Here is a 12,077-nt window from a genome sequence, read left to right on the forward strand (position 1 = left end):
GGCGTGTTCGAACTGATCAAAGCCGGCGGCTGGGTGATGCTGCCGCTGATTGCCCTGGCCGTGCTCGCGACGGCGATCGTGCTCGAAAGGTTCTGGACCCTCCGCCGCAAGGACGTGCTGCCGCCCGGGCTCGGCGAGGAGGTGCGCGAGTGGGCGCGCGGCCGCAATCTCGACCCGAAGCACATCGAGGTGCTGCGCCGGAACTCGCCGCTCGGCGAGCTGCTGGCGGCGGCGCTGGACGTGCGCAACCGGCCGCGCGAGCTGATCAAGGAACGCATCGAGGACACCGGCCGCCATGTCGCGCACCGGCTCGAGCGCTTCCTCAATACCCTGGGCACGATCGCCGCGGTGTCGCCGCTGCTCGGCCTGCTGGGCACCGTGTTCGGCATGATCCGGATGTTCCTGGACATCCTCGGCCACGGCGTCGGCGACGCCAACCAGCTCGCCGGCGGCATCGGCGAGGCGCTGATCAGCACGGCGGCCGGCCTGGTGGTGGCGATCCCGGCGCTGATCTTCCACCGCTACCTGCGCGGCCGCATCACCGGCTACATCGTCGAGATGGAAGTGCAGGCGACGGCCCTGCTCGACGCCCTCGACGACGGCACCGGCCGCCTGCGTCCGACGGTCAAGCGGAGCGAGGCATGAGGCTCGGCACCGGCCGCGTCCCCGACGAGCCCGAGATCAACCTGGTCTCGCTGATCGACGTGGTCTTCTGCCTGATCATCTTCCTGGTCGTGACCACCAGCTTCAACCAGCGCAGTGCGATCCGGCTCGAGCTGCCGAAAGCCGACATCGCGGCGGAGGTGCAGCCACCGGATCCGCTGACGATCGTGATCGACGCCGAGGGCCGCATCTATCTCGGCAACCAGGAAGTGCTGCGCCGTGACCCCGCCTCGCTGAAGGAAGCGATCGCCCAGGTCGCCGGCGACGACCGCCAGCGGCCGGTGTTCATCCGCGCCGACGCGCGCGCGCAGACGCAGGCGCTGGTGACGGTGATGGAAGCGGTCGGCCAGCTCGGCTTCACCCGCGTGTCGCTGCCGGTCGCGCCGGGGGCGCCGGAATGAGCGGCTCCACGGCCGCCGCGGAGCGCACCGAGACCGCGACCTGGACCATCTACCGCCGCCTGCTCGCACGCTCACGCCGCTACTGGCCACTGCTGGTGGCCTCGGCGATCGGCATGATCATCGAAGCCGGCGCCGCCGCCGGGTTCACCGCGCTGATGCAGCCGGTCGTCGACGAGACCTTCGTGACCCGCACCTCGGCGCTGGACTGGACGCTGCCACTGGCGATCGTCGCGCTGTTCGTGATCCGCGGCGCCGCCACCTTCACCACCGACTACGGCATGGCCCGCGCCGGCCGCAGCGTCGTGCGCGATCTGCGCGAGGAGATCCTCGGCAAGTACCTGCGCCTGCCGAGCACGCGCTTCGACCAGGAAGCGGTGCCGGCGATGGTCTCCCGGCTGAACTACGACACCGAGCAGGTGACCCAGGCGAGCAGCGACGCGCTGAAGACGATCTTCACCGACACGCTGACCATCGTCGGCCTGCTGGCGGTGATGTTCTGGTACAGCCCGCGGGTGACCGTGGTGATGCTGGTGCTGGCGCCGCTGATCGGCGGCATTTCCAGTGTCGTCGGCCGCCGCTACCGCAAGATCAACCGCGGCATCCAGGACGGTGTCGCCGGCATGGCCCAGGTCGCCGAGCAGGCGCTGTCGGCGCACCAGGAGGTCAAGATCCACGGTGCCCAGGACTCCGAGCGGGCCCGCTACGGCGAACTGGTGAACCGCAACCTGCGCCTGGGCATCAAGGTCGAGTCGACGCGGGCGCTGGCCTCGTCGGTGGTGCAGATCCTCGCCGCGATCGGGCTGGCGGTGATCCTGATGGTCGCCGGCTACGAGTCCTCGCGGGGACGCATGACCGCCGGCACCTTCGTGACCCTGCTGACGGCGATGATGGCGATGCTGCCCTCGCTCAAGCGCATCACCAACGTGCAGGCGATCGTGCAGAAGGGCGTCGCCGCGGCCGAGCGCCTGTTCGCGATCATCGACGAATCCGACGAGCCCGACAGCGGCACGACGCCGATCCAGCGTGCCCGCGGCGACATCGAGTTCCGCGATGTTCGCCTGGCCTACGCCGGCCAGGAAGGCGCCGCGCTCGAGGGCGTGTCGTTCCGCGCCGCGCCGGGAACGGTCACCGCGGTCGTCGGGCGCTCCGGCAGCGGCAAGTCCTCGCTGATCCGGCTGCTGCCGCGGCTTTACGAGCCGACCGCCGGCACCGTGCTGCTCGACGGCGTGCCGCTGGCCGATTACCGGCTGGCCGATCTGCGCCGGCAGATCGCCCTCGTCGGGCAACGGGTCATGCTGTTCGATGACAGCGTCGCCGCCAACATCGCCTACGGTGCGGAAGGCGCCGACCCGGCGCGGATCCGCGCCGCCGCCGAAGCCGCCAACGCGGCCGAGTTCATCGACCGGCTGCCGGGCGGCATGCAGGCGCGCATCGGCGAGAACGGCGCGCTGCTTTCCGGCGGTCAGCGGCAGCGGCTGGCGATCGCCCGCGCGATCCTGCGCGATGCGCCGATCCTGATCCTCGACGAGGCGACCGCGGCGCTCGACACCGAGTCCGAGCGGCTGGTGCAGGCGGCGCTCGACCGGCTGATTCCCGACCGCACGACGCTGGTGATCGCGCACCGCCTGTCGACGATCGAGCACGCCGACCAGGTGCTGGTGCTGGACGCGGGCCGGGTGGTGGAGCAGGGCACGCATGCCGAACTGCTCGCGCGCGGCGGCCTGTACGCGCATCTGCACCGCATGCAGTTCCGCGAGCCGGAGGCGGGGTGAGCGCGGCACTGGAAGCCTGGCTGCTGCGGCGCTGGTACGGCGGCGTGGCGCCGGGGCCGGGCCTGCGTGCGCTCGCGGCGCTGCACGGCACGCTGCTGCGGCTGCGTACGTGGCTGCGCCGCCGCGGCTGGCCGGCGGTGCAGTCGCTGCCGGTGCCGGTGGTCGTCGTCGGCAACCTGATCGCCGGCGGTGCCGGCAAGACGCCACTGACGATCGCGGTGGCCGGCCACCTCGCCGCCGCCGGATGGAAGCCGGGCATCGTCAGCCGCGGCCATGGCCGCCGCAGCCGCGGCCCGGTGCGTGTCCATCCCGATACGCCGGCTTCCGAGGCCGGTGACGAGCCGCTGCTGATCGCCCGCCGCACCGGCCTGCCGGTCGCCGTCGACAGCGACCGCGTCGCCGCCGCGCGGCGCCTGATCTCGGAGGGCTGCGATCTGATCCTCGCGGACGACGGCCTGCAGCATCTGCGCCTCGGCCGCGACATCGAGATCGAGGTCGTCGACGGCGTGCGCGGCTACGGCAATGGCCGCCTGATCCCTGCCGGGCCCCTGCGCGAGCCGCGCGGTCGGCGGGTCGACCTGCGGGTGCGCAACGGCGGTGACGGGGATTTCGCCGGTGCCGGCGCAGCACCGGCGCCGTGGCCGATGACGCTGGAACTCGCCGATGCCGAGCGGCTCGTCGGCGGCGAAATCCGGCCGCTGGCGGGCTTCGCCGGCAGGCGCGTGTTCGCGCTCGCCGGCATCGCGCATCCGCCGCGCTTCTTCGCGGCGCTGGCGGCCGCCGGGCTCGCCGTCGACGGTCGCGGCTTTCCCGACCACCACGCGTTCGCCGCCACCGATCTCGACTTCGCCGACGGCGCGCCACTGCTGGTCACCGAGAAGGACGCGGTGAAGCTGCGCGGACTCGCCGGCGTCACCGCCGACCTCTGGGTCGTGCCGGCGCGGGCGAAACTCCCCGACGGCTTCTTCGCCGCCCTCGACCGCCTGCTCGCCGAACGGAGCGCTTCGCATGTCCCAGCCTGATTTCGTCGTCGCGGTACCCGCGCGCTACGGCGCCTCGCGCCTGCCCGGCAAGCCCCTGCGGCTGATCGCCGGCATCCCGATGGTCGTGCATGTGGCGCGGCGGGCCCTTGCCGCCGGCGCCCGCCAGGTCGTCGTCGCGACCGACGACACGCGCATCGCCGACGCGCTCGCCGGCGAGCCGCTGACCGTCTGCATGACCCGGGCCGACCACGCCTCCGGCACGGATCGCCTCGCCGAGTGCGCCGACCAGCTCGGCTGGGACGACGCCACGATCGTCGTGAACCTGCAGGGCGACGAGCCCTTCGCGCCACCGGAAGGCATCCGCGCGGTCGCCGGGGCCCTGGCCACCAGCGGCGCCGGCATGGCGACGCTGGCGACCGCGGTCGAGGACGCCGCAGCCCTGTTCGACCCGAACGTCGTCAAGCTGGTGCGCGACCGCGCCGGCTTCGCGCTGTACTTCAGCCGCGCGCCGATCCCCTGGCAGCGCGACCGCTTCGCCCGCGACCGCCTCGGTCCGCCCGGCGACGACGTCTGGCGGCACATCGGCATCTACGCCTACCGCGCCGGGTTCCTGCGCCGGTTCGCCACGCTGCCCGCGGGGCGCCTGGAGCAGCTCGAGGCCCTGGAGCAGCTGCGGGTGCTGGAAGCCGGCGAACGCATCGCCGTCGGCATCAGCCCGGTGCCGTTCCCGCCCGGCGTCGACACCCTGGCGGACCTCGAGCGCGCCGATCGCCGGGCCCGTGAACTCACCTGAAGAAGTGTCTCCAAGTCATTGAATATCTTGTTCGTCTGTCTCGGAAACATCTGCCGATCACCGCTGCTCGAGGGCTGGGCGCGACATGTCGCCGAGGGCGCCAGCCGGCGCGAGCTCGTCTTCGACTCGGCCGGTACCGGCGACTGGCACATCGGCCAGCCGCCGGACCCGCGGGCGATCGCCGCGGCCCGCCGCCATGGCATCGACATCGCCGACCTGCGCGCCCGCACGGTGCGCGGCGATGATTTCGCCCGCTTCGACCTGATCCTCGCGGCCGACCGCGCCAACCTGGACTGGCTGCAGCGACACGCGCCGGCCGATGCCCGCGCGCGCGTGGCACTGGCGCTGGCGTGGGGCTGCGACACGCCGGGGGCGGAAGTGCCGGATCCGTACACCGGCACCGACGCCGATTTCGACGCCGTCTGCCGGCTCGCGCAGGCCGTGGCGACGGGCTTGCTGCGCAAATCGGCAGCGCGGTCATAATGCCGGCATCCCCCAGTCCGGACCGCGAGGTCCGGCACGCGCAGGAAGCCCCCGAATGAACCAGGCCGCCACTGCCGCTCCCGAACTCCTCCCTGGCCTGACCTGGCTGAACGCCGAACCGCAGACCATCGGCGGCCACCGCGGCCGCGTGCTGGCGCTGGTGTTCTGGAATGCCGCCTCGCCGTATTGCCACAACCTGATCGACGATCTCGTGCGCCTGCAGGCGCGGCATCCGCTGGCCCTGTCGCTGGTCGGCCTGCACCAGCCCAGGTTCGACACCGAACAGGACGCCCAGCGCGTGCTGAAGGCGGTCAACCGCCTCGGCATCACTTTCCCGGTCGCCAACGATCCGCACTGGGTCGCGTGGCAGCACTACGGCGTGCAGTCGTGGCCGACCGTCGCGCTGGTGGACCCGCGCGGCCGCCTGCGCGAGGTCTTCGCCGGGGACCAGCGCATCGCCGCGATCGATACCGCCGTCGCCGCCCTGGTGGCGGAGGCGGGCGGCACGTTCGCTCCGGCGCCGGCCGCGCGTCCGCGCGGCGCGGAGACGCGGCTGCCACTGGCGTTCCCGTCGGGCCTGGCGGTGGGCGAGAACCACCTGTACGTCGCCGACACCGGTCATCACCGCATCCTGGAGTGCACGCACTCCGGGCGCCTGCTGCGCGAGTTCGGCACCGGCCACGGCGACCTCGTCGACGGCGTCGAGGAAGCGGCCTTCCGCGCCCCGCGCGGCCTGTGCCTGGTGCGCGAACAGCTCTATGTCGCCGACACAGGCAACCACGCGCTGCGGCGCATCCGCCTGCTCGACGGCGCGGTGGAGACGGTCATCGGCAACGGCCGCGCGGGGTCGCCGCGCGAGGCCAGCGGCGCCGACATCGCCGCGGTCGCGTTGAACGCCCCGTACGACGTCGCGGGCACCCTCGACCGGCTGTACCTGGCGATGGCCGGCACCAACCAGATCTGGGAATACGACCTGCAGCAGGCGAAGTTCCGCTGCCTGGCCGGCGCCGGCGACCTCGGCATCGCCGACGGCCATGCCCGCAGCGCGCTGTTCGCGCATCCGGTGGCGCTGGCGATGGTGCAGCAGACGCTCTACGTCGTCGATTCGGCCAGTTCCGCGCTGCGCGCGATCCAGACCGCCCAGGGCCAGGTGCAGACCCTGGTCGGGCAGGGGCTCTACGACTTCGGCGACACCGACGGCCAGCGCCGCGATGCCCGCCTGCAGCTGCCGATGGGGCTCGCGCTGGATCCGTCGTCGCCGGTGCTGTGGGTCGCCGACAGCTACAACGGCAGCCTGCGCAAGCTCCGCCTCGGCGGCGGCGACATGGGCACGCACTCGCTGGCGCAACCGCTGCAGCAGCCGGTGGCCCTGGCCGCCGGCGCCGGCTCGTTGTGGATCGCCGACGCCGGCGCGCACGAGGTGCTGCGCCTCGATCTGGGCACCGGCAAGCTCACCCGCCTGCCGATCGGCGAATGACCGCGGACGAAGACGCGACCCCGGCGTTCGACGGCAAGGCCTTCGTCCGCGAACTGACCCTCGCGCCCGGCGTCTACCGGATGCTCGCCGCCGACGGCAGCGTGCTCTACGTCGGCAAGGCGGCCTCGCTGCGCAAGCGCGTCGGCAGTTATTTCCTGAAGGAACAGCCCTCGCGGCGGATCGCCCACATGGTGCGGCAGATCGCCGCGATCGAGATCACCGTCACCCGCACCGCCGGCGAGGCGCTGATCCTCGAGAACCAGCTGATCAAGTCGCTGCGGCCGCGCTACAACGTGCTGCTGCGCGACGACAAGAGCTATCCCTTCGTGCTGCTGACCGACGAGACCTGGCCGCGGCTGGCCTTCCACCGCGGCCCGCGCTCGACGCCGGGGCGCTACTTCGGGCCCTACCCGGGTGCCGGCGCGGTGCGCGAGACGATGGACCTGATGTTCAAGCTGTTCCGCCTGCGCAGTTGCGAGGACAGCGTTTTCCGCAACCGCAGCCGGCCCTGCCTGCAGCACCAGATCGGCCGTTGCAGCGCCCCCTGCGTCGGCCTCGTCGCGACCCGCGAATACGACGCGACGGTGCGGCGAGCCGCGCTGTTCCTCGAGGGCCGCGGCGAGGAACTGGTGCGCGACATGCAGGCGGCGATGGACGAGGCCGCGCACCGGCTCGACTTCGAGCAGGCGGCGGTGCTGCGCGACCAGATCGCCGGCATCCGCAAGGTGCAGGCGCGGCAGTACGTCGAGGGCGAGCAGGTGGAGATGGACGTGCTGGCCTGCGTGGTCGAGCAGGGACAGGCCTGCGTGCTGCTGATGGCCTTCCGCGGCGGCTTCAACCAGGGCACCCGCAGCTTCTTCCCGAAGACCAATGGCGAGGAGGCCGCGGAGGAGGTGCTCGCCGCCTTCGTCGCCCAGTACTACCTCGATCAGCGACCGCCGCGCGAGATCGTGCTCAGCCATCCGGTCGCCGACCGCGAGCTGCTCGAACAGGTGCTGGGCGAACAGGCCGGGCGCAAGGTCGAGCTCAAACCCTCGGTGCGCGGCGAGCGTGCGCGCTTCCTCGAACTGGCGAAACAGAACGCGGCGCTGGCGCTGGCCACCGAGATCGGTTCCAGCGCCAGCCAGAAGGCGCGCCTGCTCTCGCTGCAGGAGCTGCTGGAACTGCCGGCACCGCCGCAGCGCATCGAGTGCTTCGACATCAGCCACACGATGGGCGAGGCGACCGTGGCCTCCTGCGTGGTGTTCGACGCCGAAGGCCCGGTACGTGGCCAGTACCGGCGCTACAACATCGCCGGCATCGAGCCGGGCGACGACTACGCGGCGATGCACCAGGCGCTCGAACGCCGCTTCCGCCGCGGCGTCGCCGAGGGTGTGCTGCCCGACCTGCTGCTGATCGACGGTGGCGCCGGCCAGCTCGCGCAGGCGAGGGCGGTGCTGGCCGAACTCGGTGTCGAGGGTGTGGCGATGATCGGTGTCGCCAAGGGTCCCGAACGCAAGGCCGGCGCCGAGGCTCTGGTCTTCCCCGACGGCCGCGAAATCCGCCCCGGCGCGGCATCGCCGGGCCTGCAGCTCGTGCAACAGGTACGCGACGAGGCGCACCGGTTCGCGATCACCGGTCACCGCGGCAAGCGGCAGAAACTGCGCGAGACCAGCCGCCTCGAGGACATCCCCGGCATCGGCCCGCGCCGGCGTGCGGCGCTGCTGAAACATTTCGGCGGCCTCGCCGGGCTGCGCAACGCCGGCCCGGAAGAGATCGCCCGGGTCGAGGGCGTCAATGCGGCGCTCGCGCAACGGATCCACGCCGCTTTGCACGGGCTTGCGCCACAATCTCCCCAGCCCCCCCGCACGGAGACGCCGTGACCCTGACGATCCCGACCCTGCTGACGCTGTTCCGGATCCTGCTGATTCCGGTACTGGTGGTCGTCTTCTACCTCGAGGGGCGATGGACCAACCTGGCGGCCGCGGCGGTATTCGTGCTCGCCGCGCTCACCGACTGGCTCGACGGCTGGGTGGCGCGGCGCTACGGCATGTACTCGGCCTTCGGCGCCTTCCTCGACCCGGTGGCCGACAAGCTGATGGTGGCCTTCGCGCTGCTGCTGGTCGTCGAGCGCCACGACACGCCGTGGATGGCCCTGCTGAGCGCGATCATCATCGGCCGCGAGATCACGATCTCGGCGCTGCGCGAATGGATGGCGCAGGTCGGCGCGCACGGCCTGGTCAAGGTCGCCGCGCTCGGCAAGCTGAAGACGATCGTGCAGATGGTCGCGATCAGCTGCCTGCTGTTCTACGAAGACCTGTTCGGGCTGCCGGTATTCCGCATCGGCGAATGGCTGCTCGCGATCGCGGCGGCGCTGACGCTGTGGTCGGGCTGGGACTACCTGCGTGCGGCGTGGCCGGCGATGCGACAGAAGGGCTGAGAAAAAATTAGTGAAAGAAGGCTTGACACACTCGGGGGCCTTCCCCAAAATATGCGTCTCTTCCGCGGGAATAGCTCAGTTGGTAGAGCACGACCTTGCCAAGGTCGGGGTCGCGAGTTCGAGTCTCGTTTCCCGCTCCATTTTCGCCAAAACCCCGTTCGCGGGGTTTTGTTTTTTCGGGTCCCGGCAGGCTAAGCTGCGACCCGCGCGGATGCAGAGTCCGCACACCCAGGCCGGGTGGCAGAGTGGTTATGCAGCGGACTGCAAATCCGCGTACGCCGGTTCAATTCCGACCTCGGCCTCCATATGAAACGACGCCCCGGGCAGGAATGCCCGGGGCGTTTTCATTGCGCGTCCGGCGCGCGCGCAGCTTCGACCACGGCGGCATGGCACACTCTGCGCGTACACCGTCGCGGCCCGCCCGGGTGGCGAAACCGGTAGACGCAACGGACTTAAAATCCGTCGGCCTCGCGGCCATGCGGGTTCGATCCCCGCCCCGGGCACCAGACGCGGCCTGCCGTCTCGTTTCGGGGAGAAGCGGATGTTGTCGGGTTTCATGGAATTCCTTTACGGGCTCGTGCAGCTCGGCGTCGCGCTGATCGCGCTGGCGACCTGGCAGCGGAGCGCGATCACCGGCTTCCTGTGGATCGCCTTCGGCCTGGTGCTGGACACGCTGGCGGGGTGGGTGACGCCGCTGCTGTTCCCGCTGGCCAACACCACCGACGGGGGCGTCGACATCGAGCTGCTGATCCTCGTGGTCCGCTTGCTGCGGCTGGCGACGCTCGCGGTGGTCGCGATCGGCTTCTGGAAGGTCTACGCCGCGCTGAAGCGGCACGAGGGGAAGGCATGAGCCTGGTACTGCCGTCGCGCTATGCGGCATTCATCACCGTCGTCGCGCTCACCGTGCTCGCCGGCATCGCGACGATCTGGATCTCCGGCATGGTCTGGGTGCTGGCGGTGTTCGCGGCGCTGACCCTGGTCGGCATCGTCGACCTGATGCAGAAGAAGCACAGCCTGCGGCGCAATTTCCCGCTGCTGGCGCATTTCCGTTACGGCCTGGAATCGATCGGCCCGGAGATCCGCCAGTACTTCATCGAGCCGGATACGCAGGAGAACCCGTTCTCGCGGGCGCAGCGGGCGATCGTCTACCAGCGCGCGAAGGACGTGCTCGACAAGCGCCCCTTCGGCACCCAGATCGACGTCTACGGCGACGATTACGAGTGGATCAACCATTCGCTGCGGCCGGCGACGATCGGCTCGCACGATTTCCGCGTGCGCGTCGGCGAAGGCCGCGCGCAGCCCTACGACGCCAGCGTCTTCAACATCTCGGCGATGAGCTTCGGTTCGCTGTCGGCGAACGCGGTGCGCGCACTGAATGCCGGCGCGAAACGCGGCGGTTTCTACCACGACACCGGCGAGGGCTCGATCTCGCGCTACCACCGCGAGCACGGCGGCGACCTGGTGTGGGAGCTCGGCTCCGGTTACTTCGGCTGCCGCCGCGACGACGGCGGTTTCGACCCGGACAAGTTCGCCGCGAACGCCGCCGACCCGCAGGTGAAGATGATCGAGATCAAGCTCAGCCAGGGCGCCAAGCCGGGGCAGGGCGGCATCCTGCCCGCGGCGAAGGTGTCGCCGGAAATCGCCGAGGCGCGCGGCATCCTGCCGGGGGTCGAATGCCATTCGCCGGCGGCGCATTCGGCCTTCTCGACGCCGATCGGCCTGCTCGAATTCGTCGAGCAACTGCGCACGCTCTCGGGCGGCAAGCCGACCGGCTTCAAGCTGGCGATCGGCCACCCCTGGGAGTGGTTCGCGATCGCCAAGGCGATGCGCGAGAGCGGCATCGTGCCCGACTTCATCGTCGTCGACGGCGGCGAAGGCGGCACCGGCGCAGCGCCTCTCGAGTTCAGCAACCACGTCGGCGCGCCGATGCGCGAGGCGCTGATGCTGGTGCACAACACCCTGGTCGGGCTCGACCTGCGCTCGCGGGTGCGGGTGGCCGCGGCCGGCAAGGTGATCACCGCGTTCGACATCGCCCGCACGCTGGCGCTCGGTGCCGACTGGTGCAATGCCGCCCGCGGCTACATGTTCGCGCTGGGCTGCATCCAGTCGCAGAGCTGCCATACCGACAAGTGCCCGACCGGCGTCGCCACCCAGGACCGCAGCCGGCAGGCGGCGCTGGACCCGGAAGACAAGGCGACGCGCGTCTTCAACTACCACCGCAACACATTGCTGGCGCTGAAGGAACTGCTGGCGGCTGCCGGGCTGGAACATCCGTCGCAGCTCGGCCCCGAGCACATCGTGCGGCGGGTGTCGTCGACCGAGGTCCGCTCGCTGGCGGCGCTGCACAAGTTCATACCGCCGGGCGCGCTGCTGGGCGGCGTGCCCGAACATCCGGTCTACCGGGTGTTCTGGGACAAGGCACGCGCGGACAGTTTCACCGCGCCGCCGGAGGCGCTGGCGATGCTCGCGACCAAGATGCGCTGATCCCGCCGCCCTGCGATTGACCGCCCGAAGCCCGCTCGCGTAAACTGCGCGTCCTCTACGGGCGGTTAGCTCAGCGGTAGAGCATCGCTTTCACACGGCGAGGGTCACAGGTTCAAGCCCTGTACCGCCCACCACCTCCGGAAGGCCACCCTCGCGGGTGGCCTTCGCTTTTTCCGGGTCGGCGCGGCATGCTTTCCCGGCGAACAGGGGAGAGCCGCGATGAAGTGCCCGAAGTGCAGCGCCGACATGGGGAAGGTCCGGTTCGAGGGTGTCGAGGTCGACCGCTGCAGCGGCTGCCACGGCATCTGGTTCGACATGCTCGAACACGAGGACCTGAAGGCGATCGCCGGCTCCGAAGCGATCGACACCGGCGACGTGGCGCAAGGCCGCAGCAATGACGCCACCCGCCGGATCCGCTGCCCGGTCTGCGACCAGCCGATGATCGCCATGGTCGTCGCCGGTCAGCCGCACATCGCCTACGAGGCCTGCACGGTCTGCTACGGCATCTATTTCGACGCCGGCGAATTCCGCGATTTCCGCGAGGAAACCTTCGCCGAGGCCTGGCGGGCGATCTTCGGCGGCGGCAAGTCCGCCGGCTGAGG

At 70.9% G+C, this 12,077-nt stretch carries 12 protein-coding genes and 4 tRNA genes; all 16 read left to right on the forward strand.

The window, feature by feature from the left end; genetic code table 11:
* The first annotated feature begins 3 nt into the window (after positions 1-3).
* On the forward strand, positions 4-645 hold the full coding sequence (locus K311_RS14945; RefSeq protein WP_043798436.1) for a MotA/TolQ/ExbB proton channel family protein: 642 nt from the start codon (positions 4-6) through the stop codon (positions 643-645).
* On the forward strand, positions 642-1,064 hold the full coding sequence (locus K311_RS0102700) for an ExbD/TolR family protein (RefSeq protein ID WP_026816298.1): 423 nt from the start codon (positions 642-644) through the stop codon (positions 1,062-1,064). Before K311_RS14945 ends, K311_RS0102700 begins: the two co-directional genes overlap by 4 nt.
* Complete coding sequence (gene msbA, locus K311_RS0102705; RefSeq protein WP_026816049.1) at positions 1,061-2,836, forward strand: lipid A export permease/ATP-binding protein MsbA; 1,776 nt, start codon at positions 1,061-1,063, stop codon at positions 2,834-2,836. The genes K311_RS0102700 and msbA overlap by 4 nt, the downstream gene beginning before the upstream one ends.
* Entirely contained in the window at positions 2,833-3,858 is a 1,026-nt protein-coding gene (gene lpxK, locus K311_RS0102710; protein ID WP_051239400.1) for a tetraacyldisaccharide 4'-kinase, read from the forward strand. The genes msbA and lpxK overlap by 4 nt, the downstream gene beginning before the upstream one ends.
* The gene (gene kdsB / locus K311_RS0102715; protein WP_026816051.1) at positions 3,845-4,612 is read left to right on the forward strand and encodes a 3-deoxy-manno-octulosonate cytidylyltransferase; all 768 of its coding nucleotides are present in this window, start codon (positions 3,845-3,847) and stop codon (positions 4,610-4,612) included. The genes lpxK and kdsB overlap by 14 nt, the downstream gene beginning before the upstream one ends.
* Before the next feature lie 18 nt (positions 4,613-4,630).
* Positions 4,631-5,095, forward strand: a complete 465-nt coding sequence (locus K311_RS0102720; protein ID WP_026816052.1) for a low molecular weight protein-tyrosine-phosphatase — start codon at positions 4,631-4,633, stop codon at positions 5,093-5,095.
* Between the two features lie 55 nt (positions 5,096-5,150).
* Entirely contained in the window at positions 5,151-6,572 is a 1,422-nt protein-coding gene (locus tag K311_RS0102725) for a redoxin family protein (protein ID WP_026816053.1), read from the forward strand.
* On the forward strand, positions 6,569-8,434 hold the full coding sequence (uvrC, locus tag K311_RS0102730; RefSeq protein ID WP_026816054.1) for an excinuclease ABC subunit UvrC: 1,866 nt from the start codon (positions 6,569-6,571) through the stop codon (positions 8,432-8,434). The genes K311_RS0102725 and uvrC overlap by 4 nt, the downstream gene beginning before the upstream one ends.
* A complete protein-coding gene (gene pgsA, locus K311_RS14950; RefSeq protein WP_043798438.1) occupies positions 8,431-8,991 on the forward strand; it encodes a CDP-diacylglycerol--glycerol-3-phosphate 3-phosphatidyltransferase in 561 nt (186 codons plus the stop codon). The genes uvrC and pgsA overlap by 4 nt, the downstream gene beginning before the upstream one ends.
* A gap of 64 nt (positions 8,992-9,055) precedes the next feature.
* Positions 9,056-9,131: transfer RNA gene (locus K311_RS0102740), tRNA-Gly, on the forward strand.
* A 91-nt stretch (positions 9,132-9,222) separates the two neighbouring features.
* Positions 9,223-9,296 (forward strand) — tRNA-Cys (locus tag K311_RS0102745).
* 114 nt (positions 9,297-9,410) lie between these two features.
* A tRNA-Leu gene (locus K311_RS0102750) sits at positions 9,411-9,497 on the forward strand.
* Positions 9,498-9,532: 35 nt separating this feature from the next.
* Positions 9,533-9,841, forward strand: coding sequence for a hypothetical protein (locus K311_RS0102755; protein ID WP_154659425.1), 309 nt, complete (start codon positions 9,533-9,535; stop codon positions 9,839-9,841).
* A complete protein-coding gene (locus K311_RS0102760) occupies positions 9,838-11,475 on the forward strand; it encodes an FMN-binding glutamate synthase family protein (protein WP_026816056.1) in 1,638 nt (545 codons plus the stop codon). The genes K311_RS0102755 and K311_RS0102760 overlap by 4 nt, the downstream gene beginning before the upstream one ends.
* 59 nt (positions 11,476-11,534) lie before the next feature.
* A tRNA-Val gene (locus tag K311_RS0102765) sits at positions 11,535-11,609 on the forward strand.
* Between the two features lie 85 nt (positions 11,610-11,694).
* Positions 11,695-12,075: a zf-TFIIB domain-containing protein gene (locus K311_RS14955; RefSeq protein WP_043798441.1), complete on the forward strand. Its 381-nt coding sequence runs from the start codon at positions 11,695-11,697 to the stop codon at positions 12,073-12,075.
* Positions 12,076-12,077 lie beyond the last annotated feature (2 nt).

The organism is Arenimonas composti TR7-09 = DSM 18010, from assembly GCF_000426365.1.
Lineage (GTDB): Bacteria > Pseudomonadota > Gammaproteobacteria > Xanthomonadales > Xanthomonadaceae > Arenimonas > Arenimonas composti.

Bases quoted from the DNA above. Each gene is read 5' to 3' on its own strand.
- K311_RS0102700 (WP_026816298.1), top strand. From the start codon at position 642: ATGAGGCTCGGCACCGGCCGCGTCCCCGACGAGCCCGAGATCAACCTG.
- msbA (WP_026816049.1), top strand. From the start codon at position 1,061: ATGAGCGGCTCCACGGCCGCCGCGGAGCGCACCGAGACCGCGACCTGG.
- kdsB (WP_026816051.1), top strand. From the start codon at position 3,845: ATGTCCCAGCCTGATTTCGTCGTCGCGGTACCCGCGCGCTACGGCGCC.
- K311_RS0102725 (WP_026816053.1), top strand. From the start codon at position 5,151: ATGAACCAGGCCGCCACTGCCGCTCCCGAACTCCTCCCTGGCCTGACC.
- uvrC (WP_026816054.1), top strand. From the start codon at position 6,569: ATGACCGCGGACGAAGACGCGACCCCGGCGTTCGACGGCAAGGCCTTC.
- K311_RS0102755 (WP_154659425.1), top strand. From the start codon at position 9,533: ATGTTGTCGGGTTTCATGGAATTCCTTTACGGGCTCGTGCAGCTCGGC.
- K311_RS0102760 (WP_026816056.1), top strand. From the start codon at position 9,838: ATGAGCCTGGTACTGCCGTCGCGCTATGCGGCATTCATCACCGTCGTC.
- K311_RS14955 (WP_043798441.1), top strand. From the start codon at position 11,695: ATGAAGTGCCCGAAGTGCAGCGCCGACATGGGGAAGGTCCGGTTCGAG.